This is a genomic window from Pseudocitrobacter vendiensis (assembly GCF_943590815.1).
GTDB lineage: Bacteria > Pseudomonadota > Gammaproteobacteria > Enterobacterales > Enterobacteriaceae > Pseudocitrobacter > Pseudocitrobacter vendiensis.
The window spans coordinates 66,639-86,367 of sequence record NZ_CALSBS010000023.1; the positions used below are offsets into that span (position 1 = coordinate 66,639).

Sequence of the window (19,729 nt, forward strand, 5' to 3'; positions counted from 1 at the left end):
AACGATTGAGGGTTGTGCGATGGATAACCATTTTGGTAAAGGCCTGATGGCCGGGCTGAAAGCACCTTACGCCGACAGTGCGCAGAAGGTTCTGGGCTTTTGTTCTGACTATAAACGCGGGTTTGTGCTGGGGTTTTCCCATCGCATGTTTGAGAAGACGGGCGACCGCCAGCTCAGCGCATGGGAAGCGGGCGTCCTGACACGACGCTATGGTCTGGATAAAGAGATGGTGATGGATTTCTTTAAAGAACACGAATCCAGCACCACGGTGCGCTACTTTATGGCGGGTTATCGCCTGGAAGGCAGATAAACCGGGTGGAGTGCACCCGGTTTCCGTCGTTTAACCCTGACGTTTATCTTCTGTTTGGGTGTCGAAATCGCTGGCGGCATGACGCTCATGCAGTTGTTCATTCAACGAGCCATTGGTACGGTTAACAATGCGTCCGCGTTGTACCGCCGGACGGTTGGCGATATCCTTCGCCCAGCGCTGCACGTTTTTGTAGCTCTTCGCATCGAGGAACTCGTCCGCACCGTACACGGTACCCAGCACCACGTTGCCAAACCACGGCCACACCGCCATGTCGGCAATGGTGTACTCTTCACCTGCCACATAGCGCCCGCGCGCCAGCTGTTTATCCAGCACATCCAGCAGACGTTTCGCTTCCATGGTGAAACGGTCGATCGCGTACTCAATTTTCACCGGCGCATAGTTATAGAAGTGGCCAAAACCGCCGCCGAGGAATGGCGCGGAGCCTTGCAGCCAGAATAGCCAGTTCAGGGTTTCTACGCGGCCAGCCGGATCTTTAGGCAGGAAGTGACCAAATTTTTCCGCCAGATAGAGCAGGATATTGCCGGACTCAAACACGCGGGTTGGCGGCGTGGTGGAGTGGTCGCGCAGGGCCGGGATTTTCGAGTTTGGGTTCACTTCAACAAAACCGCTGGAGAACTGATCGCCCTCGCCAATGCGGATGAGCCACGCGTCATACTCCGCGCCCGTCACGCCCAGAGCCAACAACTCTTCGAGCATGATGGTGACTTTCTGGCCGTTCGGTGTTCCCAGCGAATAGAGCTGAAGCGGGTGATGCCCAACCGGCAGCTCTTTTTCATGCGTTGCGCCGGAAACCGGACGATTGATATTGGCGAACGCGCCGCCGTTATTCTGTTTCCACTCCCAAACTTTGGGAGGCTGATAGGTATTGTCTGACATGTTGGCCTGCCTTTTTGATGATGTGTTGAGGCAGTGTAGCAGTTGATGAGGGAAATGATCACCCTCACCCCGGCCCTCTCCCTGAGGGAGAGGGAGAAAAACCGCACAGATTGGTCCCCTCTCCCTGTGGGAGAGGGTTAGGGTGAGGGCATCAGACCGCACAGTGTGACAGCGCGCACAACAGGTGTATGATTAACGGACACCTGTTGGATAAATAACAACGTGCAGGGACGACCACACCCGTTATTACTCGCCGCCTGCATGCTCTGAGGAAGACACATGAGTTGTACGAGTAGTGACGCGCCGTTTGGCACGTTGTTGGGATATGCACCGGGTGGCGTCGCCATCTATTCTTCAAATTACAGCAGCCTGAAGCCCGAAGAGCGGGCGGATGATGTTTCGTTCCGTAGCTATATCGATAACGAATACATGGGCTACAAGTGGCAATGCGTTGAATTCGCGCGCCGCTTCCTGTTCCTCACCTACGGTTTTGTTTTCACCGACGTCGGCATGGCCTATGAAATCTTCTCTCTGCGCTTTTTGCGCCAGGTAGTGAATGACGACATTCTGCCGTTGCAGGCGTTTGCCAACGGTTCCCGTCGCGCGCCGAAAGCGGGCTCGCTGCTCATCTGGCAGAAGGGCGGTGAATTCCATGAAACCGGCCACGTCGCGGTTATCACCCAACTGGTCGGCAACAAAGTGCGTATTGCGGAACAGAACGTTATCCATTCGCCGTTGCCTGCGGGCCAGCAGTGGACGCGCGAGCTGACGCTGGAAGTGAAAGATGGCCATTACATCCTTCACGATACGTTTGACGACACCACCATTCTTGGCTGGATGATTCAAACCGCCGATACCGAACATAGCCTTGCGCAACCAACGATTGCCAGCAAAGCGCTGAATCTGCAGGGCGCGCGGTTGGAAAATCGCGGCCAGTTCGACGGTAAATGGCTCAACGAACAGGATTCGTTACAGAAAGCATACGTCGCGGCAAACGGTCATGTGATTAACCAGGACCCGTATCAGTACTTCACCATGACGGAAAGTGCTGAGCAGGAACTGATTAAAGCCACCAATGAAATGCATCTGATGTACCTTCACGCTACCGATAAAGTGATGCGTGACGATAACCTGCTGGCGCTATTTGATATTCCGAAAATTCTTTGGCCGCGTCTGCGTCTCTCATGGCAGCGTCGCCGCCACGACATGATCACCGGGCGCATGGATTTCTGCATGGATGAGCGTGGTCTGAAGGTGTACGAATACAACGCCGATTCCGCATCCTGCCATACGGAAGGCGGGTTAATCCTCGAACAGTGGCTGAAAACTGGCTTCGAGGGCAAAGGCCATAATCCTTCAGATGAACTGCTCAGCGAACTGATTGGCGCATGGAAACACAGTTCGGCGCGTCCATTTGTTCACATCATGCAGGATAAAGATCTGGAAGAAGATTACCACGCGCAATTTATGCAGCGTGCCATTACCCAGGCCGGGTTCGAGTGCAAAATTCTCCACGGCCTGGAAGAGGTGCACTGGGATGCCGCGGGTCAGCTGGTGGATGATGAAGGGCGACTGGTAAACTGCGTATGGAAAACCTGGGCATGGGAAACCGCCATTGAGCAGGTGCGCGAAGTCAGCGATGCCGAGTACGCCGCTGTGCCGATCCGCACTGGCAGCCCGGCGGGCGAGGTGCGTTTGATTGACGTGCTGTTGCGTCCGGAAGTGATGGTCTTCGAACCGCTGTGGACGGTGATCCCGGGCAACAAAGCAATTCTGCCGGTGCTGTGGTCGCTGTTCCCGAATCATCCGTATCTGCTCGACACCGATTTTGAAGTGACCGATGCGCTGGCGAAAACCGGCTATGCGGTGAAACCGATCTCCGGGCGCTGCGGCAGCAACATTGACCTGGTGAGCGGGCACGATCAGCTTCTTGATCAAACCAGCGGTAAGTTTGTCGACCGCAAAAATATCTACCAGCAGTTGTGGTGTCTGCCAAACGTCGCCGGGAAATACATCCAGGTTTGTACCTTTACCGTCGGCGGGAACTACGGTGGGACCTGCCTGCGCGGCGATACGTCGCTGGTGATTAAGAAAGAGAGCGATATCGAACCGCTGGTGGTGATTGAGCGTTAAACAGCCAGGACGGAGCCTGCAACGGGCTCCGTTTTTTTACCTGCGAACAGCACGACACAATATTGAACCCTTCGGGCAATTCGGCGCATAAATTGATCCAGCACATCCCAAACGTATGATGAATCTTTAAAATCATCATACTCACTTAGTTGTACTCCTTTTCACTGAAGGTCACTATTTTGTCCATTCTTCGTCGCACGCTCATTGCGCTGCTGACCTGTGCCTCGTTTTTCGCACACGCCGCTGCGCCAGATGAAATCACTACCGCCTGGCCGGTTAATGTCGGGCCGCTCAATCCTCACCTCTATACGCCAAACCAGATGTTTGCCCAGAATATGGTTTACGAGCCGCTGGTGAAGTATCAGGCCGATGGATCGGTGAAACCCTGGCTGGCAAAGAGCTGGACGCACTCGGATGATGGTAAAACCTGGACCTTCACCCTGCGTGATGATGTGACCTTCTCCAACGGCGAACCGTTTGATGCGCAGGCCGCGGCAGAAAACTTCCGCGTGGTGCTCGATAACCGCCAGCGCCATGCCTGGCTGGAGCTGGTGAATCAAATCGTCGATGTAAAAGCGCTGAATAAAACTGAGCTGCAAATTACCCTGAAAAGTGCCTATTACCCCTTCCTGCAGGAACTGGCGTTACCCCGACCTTTCCGTTTTATCGCCCCCTCGCAGTTTAAAGGTAATGAGACGATGCGCGGCATCAAAGCGCCTATCGGCACGGGTCCATGGGTGCTGAAAGAATCGAAACTGAATCAGTATGATGTCTTCGTCCGCAACGAAAAGTATTGGGGTGAAAAACCGGCGATTAACAAGATAACCATTAAAGTGATCCCCGACCCGACAACCCGCGCGGTAGCGTTTGAAACCGGTGATATTGACCTGCTGTATGGCAATGAAGGGTTATTGCCGCTTGATACCTTTGAGCGCTTCAGCCACAACCCGGCGTACCGTACGCAGCTTTCTCAACCGATTGAAACGGTAATGCTGGCGCTGAACTCTGCCAAAGCCCCCACCAATGAACTGGCGGTGCGCGAAGCGCTGAATCATGCGGTGAATAAAAAATCCCTGATCGACAACGTGCTTTATGGCACGCAACAGGTAGCGGATACGCTGTTTGCGCCGACCGTACCTTATGCCGACCTCAACCTGAAACCGCGCCAGTACGATCCGCAGCAGGCGAAAGCGTTGCTGGAAAAAGCAGGCTGGACGCTGCCCGCAGGCAAAGATATCCGCGAGAAAAACGGTCAGCCGCTACGAATTGAACTGTCGTTCATCGGCACCGATGCATTAAGCAAGTCGATGGCCGAAATTATTCAGGCCGATATGCACCAGATTGGTGTTGATGTTGCCCTGATCGGCGAAGAAGAGAGCAGTATTTACGCCCGCCAGCGCGATGGTCGCTTTGGCATGATCTTCAACCGTACCTGGGGCGCGCCTTACGATCCGCATGCGTTTTTAAGCTCGATGCGTGTGCCCTCGCACGCCGATTTTCAGGCGCAACAAGGGTTAGCCGACAAACCGCTGATTGATAAAGAGATTGGCGAAGTACTGGAAACCACGGACGAAACAAAACGCCAGGCGCTTTACCGTGATATTTTGACGCGCCTGCATAGCGATGCGGTGTATCTGCCAATCAGCTACGTGTCGATGATGGTGGTGGCGAAACCTGAACTGGGCAAAATTCCCTACGCGCCCATCGCCAGCGATATTCCTTTTGAACAGATTACCCCGGTGAAACCCTGATGTTGCGTTACGTATTCCGCCGCGTGCTGCTGTTGATCCCGATGGTGCTTTCTGCCTCGGTGATCATTTTTCTGATGTTACGCCTCGGCACCGGCGACCCGGCGCTCGATTATCTGCGTCTGTCTAACCTGCCGCCGACGCCGGAAATGCTGGCTTCTACCCGCACCATGCTGGGGCTGGATCAGCCGCTGTACGTGCAGTACGGAACCTGGTTGTGGAAAGCGCTGCATCTTGATTTTGGCATCTCGTTTGCCACGCAGCGCCCGGTGCTGGACGATATGCTGACCTTCCTGCCCGCCACGCTGGAACTGGCGGGCGCGGCGCTGGTGTTAATTCTGCTCACTTCCGTACCGCTCGGCATCTGGGCGGCGCGCCATCGCGATCGCCTGCCGGATTTCGCCGTGCGTTTTATCGCGTTTCTTGGCGTCTCGATGCCTAACTTCTGGTTGGCGTTTTTGCTGGTGATGTTCTTCTCGGTCTATCTGCAATGGCTGCCCGCGATGGGTTACGGCGGCTGGCAGCACATCATTTTGCCTGCGGTTTCCATCGCTTTTATGTCGCTGGCGATTAACGCGCGTCTGCTGCGCGCCAGTATGCTGGACGTCGCGGGTCAGCGTCATGTGACCTGGGCGCGACTGCGCGGCCTGAACGACAAACAGACCGAACGTCGCCACATCCTGCGCAATGCCTCGCTGCCGATGATCACCGCCGTGGGGATGCACATTGGCGAACTGATTGGCGGGACGATGATTATCGAAAACATCTTTGCCTGGCCGGGCGTCGGGCGCTATGCGGTGTCGGCGATTTTCAACCGTGACTATCCGGTGATCCAATGCTTTACGCTGATGATGGTGGTGGTTTTTGTGGTCTGTAATTTGATTGTCGATTTGCTCAACGCCGCGCTGGACCCGCGCATTCGTCGTCATGAAGGAGCCCACGCGTGAACTTTTTCCTCTCTTCCCGCTGGTCGGTACGCCTGGCGCTCATCATTATCGCCCTGCTCGCACTGATTGCGCTCACCAGCCAGTGGTGGCTGCCATACGATCCCCTGGCCATTGATTTGCCGTCGCGTCTGCTTTCTCCGGATGCACAGCACTGGCTGGGCACCGATCACTTAGGGCGCGATATTTTCTCGCGGCTGATGGCGGCGACCCGCGTGTCGCTTGGTTCCGTAATGATCTGCCTGCTGTTAGTGCTGGCGTTAGGGCTGATTATTGGCGGCAGCGCCGGGCTGATAGGCGGGCGCGTTGATCAGGCCACCATGCGCGTCGCCGATATGTTTATGACCTTCCCGACCTCGATTCTGTCGTTCTTTATGGTCGGCGTGCTCGGCACAGGGTTGACCAACGTGATTATCGCCATCGCCCTTTCGCACTGGGCGTGGTACGCGCGCATGGTGCGCAGTCTGGTGATTTCACTGCGCCAGCGCGAGTTTGTGCTGGCATCACGGCTTTCTGGCGCGGGCCATGTGCGGGTGTTTATCGATCATCTGGCGGGCGCGGTGATCCCCTCGCTGCTGGTGCTGGCGACGCTGGATATCGGCCATATGATGCTACACGTCGCGGGGATGTCCTTCCTCGGTCTCGGCGTGACCGCCCCGACCGCCGAATGGGGCGTGATGATTAACGATGCACGTCAGTATATCTGGACCCAGCCGCTGCAAATGTTCTGGCCGGGACTGGCGCTGTTTATCAGCGTGATGGCCTTTAACCTGGTGGGTGACGCACTGCGCGATCATCTGGACCCTCATCTGGTGACGGAGCACGCACACTAATGCCGCAACAGATTGAACTACGTAATATCGCGCTACAGGCCGCGCAACCGCTGGTACACGGCGTATCGTTAACCCTGCAACGCGGACGCGTGCTGGCGTTAGTCGGCGGTAGTGGCAGCGGGAAGTCGCTGACCTGTGCCGCGACGCTGGGCATTCTGCCCGCTGGCGTTCGCCAGACGGCGGGGGAAATTTTGGCCGATGGCAAACCGGTTTCTCCCTGCGCCCTGCGCGGTATCAAAATTGCCACTATCATGCAGAACCCGCGCAGTGCCTTTAATCCGCTGCACACCATGCACACGCACGCGCGGGAAACTTGCCAGGCACTGGGGAAACCCGCCGATGACGCCACGCTTACCGCTGCCATAGAAGCGGTAGGGCTGGAAAACGCCGCACGCGTGCTGAAGCTGTACCCGTTCGAGATGAGCGGCGGCATGTTGCAGCGCATGATGATTGCGATGGCAGTGCTATGTGAATCACCGTTTATCATCGCCGATGAACCGACCACCGACCTTGACGTAGTGGCGCAGGCGCGCATTCTCGATCTGCTGGAAAGCATTATGCAAAAACAAGCGCCGGGAATGCTGCTGGTCACCCATGATATGGGCGTGGTAGCGCGTCTGGCAGATGATGTGGCGGTCATGTCTCACGGTAAGATTGTTGAGCAGGGCGATGTCGAAACGCTGTTTAATGCCCCCAAACATGCGGTAACGCGCAGCCTGGTTTCTGCTCACCTCGCTCTTTATGGTATGGAGCTGGCATCATGACTTTACTTAACGTCTCCGACCTTTCACACCAGTACGCACACGGTGGATTCAGCGGTAAGCACCAGCATCAGGCAGTGCTCAATAACGTTTCGCTGACCCTGAAAAGCGGTGAAACCGTTGCCCTGCTGGGACGCAGCGGCTGCGGAAAAAGTACCCTCGCGCGGCTACTGGTAGGGTTAGAGTCGCCCTCACAGGGAAATATTAGCTGGCGCGGCGAACCGTTGGCAAAGCTCAATCGCGCCCAGCGTAAAGCGTTCCGCCGCGATATTCAGATGGTATTTCAGGACTCCATCAGCGCCGTGAATCCGCGCAAAACCGTGCGCGAGATCCTGCGTGAACCGATGCGCCACCTGCTATCGCTGAAAAAATCGGAGCAACTGGCGCGCGCCAGCGAAATGCTGAAGGCGGTCGATCTTGACGATAGCGTGCTCGACAAACGCCCACCGCAGTTAAGCGGCGGTCAGCTCCAGCGCGTCTGCCTGGCACGTGCGCTGGCGGTCGAACCGAAACTACTGATTCTGGATGAGGCAGTTTCCAACCTTGATCTTGTGTTACAGGCGGGTGTCATTCGCCTGCTGAAAAAACTGCAACAGCAGTTTGGCACTGCCTGTCTGTTCATCACTCATGACTTACGCCTGGTGGAACGCTTTTGCCAGCGGGTGATGGTAATGGATAATGGGTACATTGTTGAAACACAGACCGTGGGGGAGAGATTAGCCTTTTCCTCTGACGCCGGACGCGTGCTTCAAAACGCGGTATTACCCGCATTCCCCGTGCGCCGTCGCGCCGCAGAAAAGGTTTAAGTCAATGCAACGAGTCACTATCACGCTTGATGACGATTTACTGGAGACGCTGGACAGCCTGAGCCAGCGTCGTGGCTATAACAACCGCTCAGAGGCGATTCGCGATATTCTGCGAGATGCGCTGGCGCAGGAAACGACGCAGGAGCACGGTACCCAGGGCTTTGCGGTCCTCTCCTATGTGTATGAACATGAAAAACGCGACTTAGCCAGCCGTATTGTCTCCACCCAGCACCATCACCACGATCTCTCCGTTGCTACGCTGCATGTGCACATCAACCACGACGACTGTCTGGAAATCGCCGTGCTGAAAGGTGACATGGGCGACGTGCAGCATTTTGCCGATGACGTTATCGCCCAGCGCGGCGTGCGGCACGGGCATTTGCAGTGCTTGCCGGAAGAGTGAGTTAGTCGTAGCTCACATTAAAGACCATATGCCCGGTGACATCGCCCGCCTGCGCTTTGGGCTGATATTGATAGAATCGGGCAAAATAGCGCAGGTCAATAAACTGCGAGACGGCGCTATTCAAGGTCGCGACGTGATTTGCCTGGCGGAACGGCACAGGTCGGCGGTTCTCGTCCATAATCTGCACGCCGATACCTTCAGCTGCTGTTCTGCTGCGGCTCTCATTGCGAATCACGCCCAGCGCAGGTGAAATACCGTCTGGCGTGTTTCCGTCAAAGGTCATATTCAGCCGCGTACCGGCGACGCTAACATTCCCCGCGCACTGCATACGAATCGAAAAATTGCGCCCCCCGGCCCCTGTCCCTTTCCCTTTCAGGGCGGCAAGGGGAATGGAGCCGAGATTCACGCGGAAGTTGGCATTATTGGTGATGCGACAGGAGGGCGAGACGATAATCAGCGAGTTTTCGCGCAGCCAGGTATTCAGCAATGACTGACTACCGCTACCAAAGGTCGTATATTGCCCGGCGGCGACCGCGCCGCTACCCACAAGGTTTGCTGTCTTAATTACGTCCAGCTTGAAGGAGAGGTCGTTAAGCGAGACATCACTTTTACCTCCTCCGCCAACGTCAATTTTCCCGGGATAGCCAACCTGCTGAGCCTGACGCTGAAGCGTAAATCGCAGGCCAATACCGGGAATATTGGTTGACCAGATCTGATTGCCCGTTTCGCGACTGCCATTCGCGATAACTTTCGTTTCCAGACTCTGAGAGCCGCTGCATTGAAGCTGCAAACGATTGTCGCGTAAAGGCCAGCTGCGGCTGGCAATCACCGTTCCGGGCGGTGTTTGCGGCTGGACCATGACGCGCCCGATATCCATAAACAGTGGGGAAGGGACCGCGTCCGAACCCAGAATACAACCGGCATTGGCTACGCCGCTGGTGAGCAGCGTGGCGGCTAACCACCATTTTGTGCAAAGTTTCATAAGCACCTCAGCTGTTGTGATCCACTCATCGGCAGTGTCACCTGACACTGCCCACCGTCCCAGCGAACCCAGGCGTTTTTCACATTTTCTCCGGTGATGTAAAGCGTGCTGCCCTGACCGACAAAGCCGAGGGATTTACCCCGTCCATCGGTGATTTCAGAGCCGAATGGGAGCGGCGTGCCGTTGCGCTGGTGGGCAACAAATACACGCGTTTTTTCGCGGCGGGTATTGAATACCACCTTCACCACGCTGCCTTCATACGGCACCGTTCGGGCTTCAGTACTGGAGAACTGGACATCTTCGTTCGCCCCTTTGGGGTCGATTTCAATGTTGTTTACGCGATAAGGTTGCAGTGATGAAAGTACGGCATAGCCTTGATTATCAAACCAGGTTGGCGCGCCCATAATGGCGGCGCCTTTGGCGTCTTTCGCTTCAACCAGCGCGAGCGTCGTACCCGTTTCCGGCGTAAGCGTCACGCCGCCGGAGTGCACGACCACCGAACCTTCCGCAGAGGCAGCAGCCTGCTGATAGCTGCGACCATAGGTATAACTGCCCGACAACGCCGTCCAGGGGGAGATGTATCCGCCGTTAACGCCTGTCGTGTAGTTACCCTCTTTGTCTGTGTTCGCGTTGACGCCCCATGTCAGCGCGTGGTCCTGACCGACTGAACCATTGACACCTAACTGGCTGCGATCGAAAGACGAGTCTTTGAATTGGGTGTTCGATGAAAGCGTGGCAGAGCTATCTTCGCCCTGGAAAAGGGGATAGCTGAAGCTCAGAAAGACTAAATCCTCTTTTTTACGTCTTGAAGAGGTTGTTCCGTTATCGTCATCGGTGTCGTTCTCATTGGAATAACTCCGCTGGAACGTCAATGACCAACTCAGACGTCCCCAACTGTTGCTGTATCCCAGTGAGTACTGCTCCTCTTTGCCGGAATAGTGCCAGTATCGCGTGATGGAACCATTCAGGTAGAGCATTCCCCAGGTTTCCGGCAATTGCTGGTTGATGGAAAAACTGACACCGCTTTTTTGTCGGATATTGGTGCTGGTTGTGCCGCGCATTTCGTCATCGCGGGCATAGATGGCATCACGCAGAGAGTAATAATTGTCGGAGTTATTCACCCATCCCTGAATGTTCATGCTGGTTTGTGAGGCACCAAACATGCGGCTAAAGGTTGCGCGGTATTCCTGACCCGATGTTGTGGCGCTGGCCAGCTTCGTTTTCGCCTGGGTTATATCCAATCCCAGCGCGCCATAGCCGGTATTCATCCCTACGCCAACCTGCCCGGCCTGATAATCGTTGAATCCCGTGAGGGCTGAATAGAGTGTGAAGGTGTTATTCAAACCATACTGAAAGCTACCCTGGCCGATGGTCGGCTTATCTTTCAGCCCCTCTTCATCAACCTGACCGACCGCAATGCCGTACAGACTCATATCGGGGTGTAATAGCTGCACCACTGAATCATAAGGAATAGACCAGGTCGACGTCCGCCCATCGGCTTCCTGCAAGGTCACAATAAGATCGTTACCGGTGCCTGAAGGATAGACATCCGTCAGACTGAAAGGGCCGGGGGTAACGGTGGTTTGATAGATAATGTTGCCATCCTGACGGACGGTGACCAGGGCGTTTGTCTGCGCCACGCCGTTCACGACGGGCGCATAGCTACGCATGCTGTCAGGGTACATGAGATCGTCGGTATGCAGGTCAAGACCGAGCAGGCTGATGGCGTCGAAAAACGTGCCATTGGTGCTAAATTGCCCCATCGTCAGGATTGATTTCATTGCCGCAATAGGGCGCTGTAAGTAGGTTTGGTTGCTATTCCATTTGTTCTCGCCGCTATTCTCATCCCAGGAATAGGTACCGGAATGGCGTAATAACCAGCCGTTTGAGGAGAAGCCGGCATTCACGCCCAGATACGCGCTTGCGCCTTTATCATTACTGTCGGATTTCATAATGTTGTAGTAGTTGGCCATGTAGCCCAGGTTGAGCGCGGTAATTCCTTCATCCCAGAATTGCGGCGGAATATAGCCGTTACTACTGGCATCCATCAGTCGCTGTGGAACACTGAAATCCAGACGCATCGTGGAGGCGCTAAAGGTATCCTTCAGCGTAGGCTCGCTGTTCCACTGAGATAATGTTCCACAGAATTTCTCGTCGTCGGTTTTTGTTGAATCCAGCCTCTCGGGTGAGAGGCCAAAGTTCTGTAGCATTTCCGCCGTATAACAGATCTGCGGTTTGCCATCGGCAGAACGTTTAACGTCAACGTCATAGCGTCCTTTCCAGCTTTCGTTGGTATAAACGTCAACGGAATAGGTGCCAGGTTTGAATGCCAGGGCATCAAACCGTTTCATGCTGGCTTGCTGTTGGCTGCCGACAATGAAGTTGTTGTCGAATTCGTAGTCTGTTCCACTGTCTTCTGTGTTTGCCTGCTCAGCATGGCAAATACCGGGGCCCAGGCAAAAAAGGGTCACCAGACTGCCAACCTGCCAGGGTGTGACTCGCCAATGCTCCATGAGGTTCCGCCCTGAAAAAAGAGAACACGCCGACCATTGCCGGTGCCATTTATTTATTCCGTAACGACATTAACCTGCCCGGGTTTTACTTTTTGCCAGTGCGCCATAGTCATTGATCTCTTCGAGGGTTAATTCTTCACCCGTACGCACGGCCTGGCGCAAATTAATCGTTTGTGAAGATTCCGGGGCAATCATGACGGCTTCTGTATTTATTGGCTCGCCGCGGCCCTGACTAATCGTGGCGACCGTAATGTAAAACGGCGTAGGATTCGTCAATGTCAGCGCTGTTCCTGCGGGCTGTAATTTGAGTTTTGCAATAGCAGAGGCTCTGCCTGAAAGTGGTTCGGGGCGATATATCAACTTAAACCGTGAACGAACCGCCATCTTGAATACACCGATACCTTCCGGCGCTTTATCTGCTTTAGAGGCACCAGGAATATCCAGCACATTTATCCACCACAGGGATTCTTTGCTTTGCGGCAGACTATTACCCGCATTGAGTTTAATGCGTATAACTTGCCCGCTGTGGCCATCAATACGTGAAATAGGTGGGTTAATAATAAATGGCGTCGTAATTTTATCGGGCGTAACGGTCGCATCACCATTATCCAGCCAGACCTGAGCAAGAGAAGGCCGTTCCGCACTATTTGAGAGTTGAACATTGATCTCTTTTTCATTTCCTTTATAGATAAAACGCGTTCCGTTTACGATAATACTGTCTGCCAGAACTGGAAACGTTAACAATAATCCACTGAGCGCCGCGACAAGCTTCATAAACACCCTCATCTTTTCTATGTCATATTGTTGTCATTATTTGTGTGGGGTTAGGTGAGTGAAGGAAAAAAGTGGCGGCGTACCGCCACTTTTTTATTGCGATTAATCGTAAGAAATTTCGTATGTTGCATTCGCTGCAACATGCCCGGCAGTCGCGCTGCTGTTGGTTGGGTTCACGTAGCTAACCTGGTATTTATAAATATCCCAGGTGCCGTCGTTGGTATCACGAACCTTACCGTTGTCGTTACCCGGTTTGATAACAGAAGAGCTACCAGGGTTAGTGAGCGCAAAGGCAACGTTAGTTGCACCGCTGTTGTCAGTATTTTTCAGGTAGCTTGTACCGTATACCAGACCGGAAGAGTCGGTCCATTTCACTTTACGAGTAAAGGTACCGTGTTTGCCATCCGGATCACCACAGTCTTTCAGGTTAATACTGAAGTCAGTGCGGTTAACCAGCGCATTTTTAACGGAAAGAGCAGTTGTACGCACGGAATTCAGGAAAATAGTGTTTCCGTCATTTTTGCCGCCGACAATTTTTACTTTACAGGAGCCGGTATAAACATCACCGTCAAAGAATACTTGCCCGCCGGTAACATAACTGCCACCGCCGCCAGGGTAACCGCCATGATCGTTATCACCGCCGTGCCCTTGTGAATTAAATGATTCTACAGATGCATCTTCTGCATATGCTGCCACACTGCCACCCATTAAAGCCGCGGTAACCATCAAACCCAGATATATCTTTTTCATGTGCGTATCCTGTTACTGTGTTGTTTAGTAGGACATTCGAATTACAATGATAAAGACGTGCACAGCGTCCTCTCTTCAGGGATTAAATAACCCATCAGGATTATTTAATCTCTCCTGCGATGAATGCTGCCCGCTAATAGTGGGCAACCGAAGCGGTATTGCATCTAATGACTTTTTCGTATTTTCCGTCGGTTTTAGTGACAAAATAGTATGACGCTACTGAACTGGCGGCGATTTTAGTGAGTGAAGCCCACGGTGATGATATTCTATTACGGTATGTAATGTGCGCTACATCTCCTTTATCCCTGAAGTTTAATTTGCATGACAAATAGCACTACAGGCGTCGCCCGGTGAATTTTTCACATTGGCATTTTAAGAACGAGGTATCTCTTTATCAATCCGAGGGCTTTTTCTTAAAGAGATAAATAATCAATGCAAGATAACCGAATGAGTAGGGGGATCAGCAGGTAACTTATCAGCGTTTTTTTCAGAACCTTCACATCCTCTTTCCGTTGTTATATTTCATGGCAAGTGATTAGATATCGCGTTATGAACATTGGTTAATGATGTTTATATGATGTTAAGTTAAATGCTGCTCTGCGTTCTATTCCTCTTAAGCTAAATACTCTCAATGTTAAGTTCCATTCAAAAAAAATGTCATTTGCATTCTACTGCCATGTGCATACGCAGGAGGAATGGACGACATTGAGTACTTTTTGTGGCAAAAAAATGTGGATTTGGTAAGTGTTAGATGCTGCACTTTCATTGATTGTAAGTATAAAAATCTAACAAACTGCATTTGTTAAGTATATAAACATAACTATGGCGACATTTTGGGTTTTAACTCTAATAATACTTCTATTTTTAGAGTTGTTATTTCATTTTAAATCTGCGTGTTTTTTGACCTTTCTTTTTTTGGAGATTAATCGATAATTTATTACGTCAGCGAGACGGGGCTGTCGATATTAATGTGAACCCGAATCGATGATGTTTCTGTATTAGTAAATCGCTAATTAATTGTGGTTTGTGAATCTTTCATATGGGTTAAGGCTGATACGTTTATCTATTGGCAGGGAGCCTTTTAACTTTATCAGGGAGAGTGAATCTTGCTGTTTAATTGTTTGAGTGAAAGATTCTGAACGATTTATTAATGCTTTTATTCGTGTGTCGATCAATTAAAAGGATTGTTATTTATGAAACTTAATAAAATTGTTTCTGCTTTCGTTCTGGCTTCTGGCGTGATGGTATTCGGTGCTCAGGCAGATCAGGGTAGCGGCGTAGTCACCTTCACCGGTTCCGTTATTGATGCGCCGTGCTCCATCGCTGCGGGTGATGAAGATCAGACTATCAGCCTGGGTCAGGTTTCGCGCCTGAACCTTAAAAGCAGCACGATGAGTGAGCTGCGCTGGTTACGTGAAGAGCAGTGCCTGGATAAGAACAGTTTGCACGGGATGGAAATCCGCGTCGATCTCTCTAAGGACACGCTCTATCTTTCTATTCCGCAGGCATATATCGAATTTACTGCGCCAAACTGGGATCCGCCTGCGCGGTTATGCGCCGGAAGTGATCGGCGTGTCGCGCTCGGGCGGGAATTACAGTAAGCGCATTAGCTGGCGCTGATGGTAACGACCAAGCAGCAATACCGTGGTTAATGCCCCGAGCAAGGCGCAGAACATGTCCGACTGCGTATCCCACGGATCGCCCTGAGTCCCCAGGAAATCATCCGCGCCCTGGCCCATCGCCAGCGCCGCCCACCACTCGATCAATTCATAGGCTGCACTGATGGCCAAAGCGATACAGCACACCAGAAAACCGACCATTTTACGCCCGCGCACATAGCCGCCGCGCAGTAAAATTTCTCGCGCCGCCAGTGCCGGAACCAGCCCCTGGAAAAAGTGGCCCAGTTTGTCGTAAGGATTGCGGCTCAGGTTAAACATCTCCTGCACGTCGAAGCCGATGGGCACTTTGGCGTAGGTGTACATGCCGCCGCCGATCAGAATAAGTGCGTGGAAAAAGATAAGCGTATAAAGGAGGGGGGTCAGCGGGTAGCGACGATGTGTGGCCAATAGCAGCGGCACAATGATAATCACCGGGGTGACTTCCATGAGCCAGGTCGTGCGGTCAGCGGTAAAGACGCCAGTGTAAATCAGGGCAAGCAACAGGATCAGCGCGCCGCCCTTGAGTGTCGATGAGAGTGCGGTTGATGTCATACTCGTCTTCTGTCTCAGTCAAAAAAGCACTATCGTCTGTTGGCGGTTAAAATTCAATGTTACCGGGTGTACGTTTTCATCACTTCCTGCGCCATAGCCGTAAATGCCCTCACGGCGGCCGTCCTCCACGCGCCTTTACGTTGAATCAGCGCGGCGGTCCGTTCCAGCAACTGCGGCGTCAGTGAAACCGCGTTTAATCCCTCGTTTTGTGCGGCGATTGGTGATGGAAGCAGGGTGGCGAGCGTTGTGCGGCGTACCAGTTCCAGAATGGCATTGATAGAGTTTGCTTCTATGACTATCTGCGGATGCAGCTCTCTTTGGCGGCAATAGCGATCAATTTGCTCGCGGGTAGCAAATTCCTCACTCAATAAAATAAGTCGTTCATGATTTAGATGCGACAAGGCTACGCAATCCTTCTGAGCCAGAGGGTGGCTTTCGGACACCACCAACGCAAGGGATTCCTTCATTAGCGGCAGTACGTCAATGTCCGCTGAATGAACATCATCAAACGCGATGCCGATGTCCAGTTCATCGTTGAGCAGCAGATCTTCCATTTTTTCCTGCGACATCTCCTGTAACGCAAGGGTGATATTGGGATAGCGCGCATAAAACCTCGCCATCAGCGGCCCGATAAGCCACGAAGTAAATGTGGGGGTAACGGCGACGCGTAGCGAGCCACGGCTCAAATCCTCAACATCATGAATTGCCCGCTTTCCCTCCTCCAGCGCCCTCAGCGCATTTTTCGCGTAACTCAACCAGGCTTCGCCAGCATCGGTGAGCTGAATATGGCGACCACTGCGATCGAACAGTTGCGCGCCGAGTGACTCTTCAAGCTGCCTGATTTGCTGAGAAAGCGCGGGCTGCGAAACGTGAAGCGCCGTGGCGGCACGGGTAAACCCGCAATGCTCAGCGACTGCCAGAAAGTAGTGAATATGTCGTAACAGCATCATCTTTCCCATAAGTTTTACCAATGGACTTGATTATAAATGAGTCTTTTACCTTATGAAACGTGGCGAGTAGCCTGTGTCCATTCCATAGTGAGGCAGAGGAACAATCGTGAAAGAGATTATTGATGGCTTTTTGAAGTTTCAGCGCAGCGTCTTTCCAGAACGCGCCGAGCTTTTCAGAACGCTGGCGAACCAGCAAAACCCACGCGCGCTTTTTATATCGTGTTCAGACAGCCGCCTGGTGCCGGAGCTGGTGACGCAGCGTGAGCCTGGCGATCTGTTTGTCATCCGCAATGCGGGCAACATTGTTCCTTCTTATGGCCCTGAACCGGGAGGTGTCACCGCATCGGTGGAGTACGCCGTGTCGGTTTTGAAAGTGAATGACATTGTTATATGCGGTCACTCTGACTGCGGTGCCATGACGGCCATCGCCGGATGCCATTGCCTGGACAGTATGCCCGCCGTCAGCCACTGGCTGCGCTATGCCGATTCAGCCCGCGTGGTGAATGAATCGCGCACGCATATTTCATTGCAGGCGAAAACCGCGTCAATGGTACGGGAAAACGTCATCGCTCAGTTGGCCAATATTCAGACTCACCCCTCTGTACGCCTGGCACTGGAAGAGGGGCGAATGGCTTTACACGGCTGGGTTTACGACATCGAACGCGGTGATATTGCTACCTTCAACGGTGCCAGCGGGCAGTTTGTCTCACTTGCCGAAAATCCGAATACCTGCGCGATGCCGCTTCGCAGCCTCACCGCGGCGTAATTTTCTCTCTATATAAAGGAGTTTCTATCATGATCCACGCACAAATTAACCGCGATATTCGCCTATCTCTGGCTGACCAGATTCTGCTAATCAAAGCGAAAAAAGATCTGACCTTTGCGCAACTCACCGAGGGGACGGGGTTATCTGAAGCTTTTGTTACCGCAGCCTTGCTGGGGCAGCATGCACTGCCGGCTGATGCGGCGCGTCTGGTCGGTGAAAAGCTCTCACTGGATGAAGATGCGGTGCTGCTACTGCAAACGATCCCACTGCGCGGCAGCATTGACGATCGCGTACCCACTGACCCGACCATTTATCGCTTCTATGAAATTCTGCAGGTCTATGGCTCCACGCTGAAGGTGCTGGTGCATGAGAAATTTGGCGACGGCATTATCAGCGCCATTAACTTTAAGCTGGATGTCAAAAAAGTAGCCGATCCGGAAGGCGGTGAACGCGCGGTGATTACGCTTGATGGCAAATATCTGCCGACAAAACCTTTCTAAACCCGAGTAAAGCCTGGCGCGTTACCCGCGCCGGGCATAAAGAACACTATGAATCAATTTCCTCGTACGGGCCTGATGCTCCTTGTGTTGGTGCTGATTGGCCTGAATATGCGTCCGCTCCTCACGTCTATTGGGCCTTTACTCCCGCAACTACGCGCGGCCAGCGGTATGAATTTCACCATGGCTTCTCTTCTTACCGCATTACCGATGGTAGCGATGGGCGGACTGGCGCTGGCGGGCGGCTGGATCACTCGTCATATTCGCGAGCGTGATAGCGTGGCGGTTGGTCTGCTGATGATCATCATCGGTGCGCTAATGCGTGAAGTTGCGCCTCATAGCGTGGTACTACTGAGTAGTGCGCTGCTGGGGGGAATTGGCATTGGTGTCATTCAGGTTGTGATGCCAACGGTTATCAAGCGCCAGTTTCAACGCCGTATGCCGCAAGTCATGGGACTGTGGTCCGCGGCATTAATGGGCGGCGGTGGTTTGGGCGCGGCATTAACGCCATGGATCGCCGATCGGAGTGAAATCTGGAATAGCTCACTGGCGTGGTGGGCGGTGCCTGCAATTATCGCCCTGATTGGCTGGTGGCCGCAGAGCCGACATTCCGCCGAGACAGGCCCACGAAACGCGCAAAATACAATTCGTATCATTCGCAATCCCCGCGCGTGGACCCTGGGGATCTATTTCGGCGTGATTAATGGCGGCTATGGCAGTCTGATAGCCTGGTTACCTCCTTACTATATGCAGCTGGGAAATAGCGCACAGTTTAGCGGCACGCTGCTGGCGTTGATGACCGTCGGGCAAACGGCTGGCGCGCTGCTATTGCCTATGCTGGCGCGGCATCAGGATCGGCGGCGATTGCTGCTGGCGTCGCTGGCCTTGCAAATGATAGGTTTCCTCGGCTTTATCCTCTGGCCTGCACATCTTTCCGTGTTTTGGGCGTTCGCGTGCGGAGTCGGGCTGGGTGGCGCTTTTCCGCTTTGCCTGGTGCTGGCGCTCGATCATGCCGGGCATCCGGTTATTTCCGGAAAGCTGGTGGCGTTTATGCAGGGGATAGGTTTTATCATCGCCGGACTGTCTCCCTATCTTTCTGGGGTATTGCGTAGCCTGAGCGGGGATTTTGTCGTCGACTGGGTATTTCATGCGTGCTCTATTGTCGGGTTAATGCTGCTGACGCTGCGTTTTGTCCCGTCACGCTATCCCCAGGAGTGGGTTGCAACAGAGCAGGGCTGAGTCTGTTATTCAGCTAAATGCACATCTTTGTGGATAACTCTGTGGTTAAGTTTGTATAAAACGGCTTTTTGCTGTGGAATGCAGCAGTCAGTGAAGCAGGTGCAAATTAGGGGTTGCAGGTTCGGCGTAACTCCCTATAATGCGCTCCCACTGACACGGCAACAGCCGCTTCGGTTGAAGAGAAAAATCCTTGAAAATAGGGTTGACTCTGAG

19 protein-coding genes and 1 pseudogene are annotated in these 19,729 nt (G+C 53.3%); 13 read left to right on the plus strand and 7 right to left on the minus strand.

Annotated elements, in window-relative coordinates; all coding sequences use genetic code 11:
• Positions 1-19 precede the first annotated feature (19 nt).
• A complete protein-coding gene (locus NMC31_RS19820) occupies positions 20-310 on the plus strand; it encodes a DUF2623 family protein (protein WP_015963010.1) in 291 nt (96 codons plus the stop codon).
• Between the two features lie 30 nt (positions 311-340).
• Here NMC31_RS19820 and yghU read toward each other — a convergent pair whose 3' ends face one another.
• Positions 341-1,207, minus strand: coding sequence for a glutathione-dependent disulfide-bond oxidoreductase (gene yghU, locus NMC31_RS19825; protein ID WP_253898941.1), 867 nt, complete (start codon positions 1,205-1,207; stop codon positions 341-343).
• 279 nt (positions 1,208-1,486) lie between these two features.
• Here yghU and gss point away from each other — a divergent pair, with 279 nt between their 5' ends.
• The 7 genes from gss to nikR all read left to right on the plus strand — a co-directional run bounded on the left by gss (position 1,487) and on the right by nikR (position 8,835).
• A complete protein-coding gene (gss, locus tag NMC31_RS19830) occupies positions 1,487-3,340 on the plus strand; it encodes a bifunctional glutathionylspermidine amidase/synthase (protein WP_149465011.1) in 1,854 nt (617 codons plus the stop codon).
• A 176-nt stretch (positions 3,341-3,516) separates the two neighbouring features.
• Positions 3,517-5,091 carry a nickel ABC transporter substrate-binding protein gene (gene nikA / locus NMC31_RS19835; protein ID WP_253898952.1) on the plus strand — a complete coding sequence of 525 codons (1,575 nt, stop codon included), beginning with the start codon at positions 3,517-3,519 and terminating at the stop codon, positions 5,089-5,091.
• Positions 5,091-6,035, plus strand: coding sequence for a nickel ABC transporter permease subunit NikB (gene nikB, locus NMC31_RS19840; RefSeq protein ID WP_253898942.1), 945 nt, complete (start codon positions 5,091-5,093; stop codon positions 6,033-6,035). Before nikA ends, nikB begins: the two co-directional genes overlap by 1 nt.
• Entirely contained in the window at positions 6,032-6,865 is an 834-nt protein-coding gene (gene nikC, locus NMC31_RS19845; protein WP_253898943.1) for a nickel ABC transporter permease subunit NikC, read from the plus strand. The genes nikB and nikC overlap by 4 nt, the downstream gene beginning before the upstream one ends.
• Positions 6,865-7,629 (plus strand): nickel import ATP-binding protein NikD, encoded by a 765-nt coding sequence (gene nikD / locus NMC31_RS19850; protein ID WP_001136245.1) that lies wholly within the window; start codon positions 6,865-6,867, stop codon positions 7,627-7,629. Before nikC ends, nikD begins: the two co-directional genes overlap by 1 nt.
• On the plus strand, positions 7,626-8,432 hold the full coding sequence (nikE, locus tag NMC31_RS19855; protein WP_253898944.1) for a nickel import ATP-binding protein NikE: 807 nt from the start codon (positions 7,626-7,628) through the stop codon (positions 8,430-8,432). The genes nikD and nikE overlap by 4 nt, the downstream gene beginning before the upstream one ends.
• 4 nt (positions 8,433-8,436) lie before the next feature.
• Positions 8,437-8,835, plus strand: a complete 399-nt coding sequence (gene nikR / locus NMC31_RS19860; protein ID WP_149465015.1) for a nickel-responsive transcriptional regulator NikR — start codon at positions 8,437-8,439, stop codon at positions 8,833-8,835.
• A 1-nt stretch (position 8,836) separates the two neighbouring features.
• Here the strand turns inward: nikR and NMC31_RS19865 are convergent, their stop codons facing one another.
• The 4 genes from NMC31_RS19865 to NMC31_RS19880 all read right to left on the minus strand — a co-directional run bounded on the left by NMC31_RS19865 (position 8,837) and on the right by NMC31_RS19880 (position 13,854).
• Positions 8,837-9,817 carry a fimbrial protein gene (locus NMC31_RS19865; protein ID WP_253898945.1) on the minus strand — a complete coding sequence of 327 codons (981 nt, stop codon included), beginning with the start codon at positions 9,815-9,817 and terminating at the stop codon, positions 8,837-8,839.
• Positions 9,814-12,330, minus strand: a complete 2,517-nt coding sequence (locus NMC31_RS19870; RefSeq protein WP_253898946.1) for a fimbria/pilus outer membrane usher protein — start codon at positions 12,328-12,330, stop codon at positions 9,814-9,816. The genes NMC31_RS19865 and NMC31_RS19870 overlap by 4 nt, the downstream gene beginning before the upstream one ends.
• A gap of 69 nt (positions 12,331-12,399) precedes the next feature.
• Positions 12,400-13,104: a fimbrial biogenesis chaperone gene (locus NMC31_RS19875; protein ID WP_253898947.1), complete on the minus strand. Its 705-nt coding sequence runs from the start codon at positions 13,102-13,104 to the stop codon at positions 12,400-12,402.
• A 102-nt stretch (positions 13,105-13,206) separates the two neighbouring features.
• On the minus strand, positions 13,207-13,854 hold the full coding sequence (locus tag NMC31_RS19880; RefSeq protein ID WP_253898948.1) for a fimbrial protein: 648 nt from the start codon (positions 13,852-13,854) through the stop codon (positions 13,207-13,209).
• A 1,193-nt stretch (positions 13,855-15,047) separates the two neighbouring features.
• On the opposite strand from NMC31_RS19880, the pseudogene NMC31_RS26320 reads away from it, so the two are divergent.
• Together NMC31_RS26320 and NMC31_RS26325 are read left to right on the plus strand one after the other, a co-directional pair.
• Positions 15,048-15,221 (plus strand): annotated as a pseudogene (locus NMC31_RS26320) (fimbrial protein); the annotation flags it as partial.
• A gap of 24 nt (positions 15,222-15,245) precedes the next feature.
• Complete coding sequence (locus NMC31_RS26325) at positions 15,246-15,455, plus strand: FimD/PapC N-terminal domain-containing protein (RefSeq protein ID WP_436650790.1); 210 nt, start codon at positions 15,246-15,248, stop codon at positions 15,453-15,455.
• On the opposite strand, the gene NMC31_RS19890 is transcribed toward NMC31_RS26325, so the two are convergent.
• Positions 15,447-16,064 carry a DUF2238 domain-containing protein gene (locus tag NMC31_RS19890; RefSeq protein WP_253898950.1) on the minus strand — a complete coding sequence of 206 codons (618 nt, stop codon included), beginning with the start codon at positions 16,062-16,064 and terminating at the stop codon, positions 15,447-15,449. The two genes, NMC31_RS26325 and NMC31_RS19890, sit on opposite strands and share 9 nt — an antisense overlap.
• A gap of 59 nt (positions 16,065-16,123) precedes the next feature.
• Positions 16,124-17,011: a transcriptional regulator CynR gene (gene cynR / locus NMC31_RS19895; protein WP_253898953.1), complete on the minus strand. Its 888-nt coding sequence runs from the start codon at positions 17,009-17,011 to the stop codon at positions 16,124-16,126.
• A 109-nt stretch (positions 17,012-17,120) separates the two neighbouring features.
• Between cynR and NMC31_RS19900 the strand changes: the two genes are divergently transcribed.
• Genes NMC31_RS19900 through NMC31_RS19910 form a run of 3 tightly spaced genes read left to right on the plus strand, consistent with a single transcriptional unit; the run spans position 17,121 to position 19,516 of the window.
• A complete protein-coding gene (locus NMC31_RS19900; RefSeq protein ID WP_253898951.1) occupies positions 17,121-17,780 on the plus strand; it encodes a carbonic anhydrase in 660 nt (219 codons plus the stop codon).
• Between the two features lie 29 nt (positions 17,781-17,809).
• On the plus strand, positions 17,810-18,280 hold the full coding sequence (cynS, locus tag NMC31_RS19905) for a cyanase (RefSeq protein WP_149465034.1): 471 nt from the start codon (positions 17,810-17,812) through the stop codon (positions 18,278-18,280).
• A gap of 48 nt (positions 18,281-18,328) precedes the next feature.
• Positions 18,329-19,516, plus strand: a complete 1,188-nt coding sequence (locus NMC31_RS19910) for a cyanate transporter (protein WP_301544592.1) — start codon at positions 18,329-18,331, stop codon at positions 19,514-19,516.
• Positions 19,517-19,729: the final 213 nt, after the last annotated feature.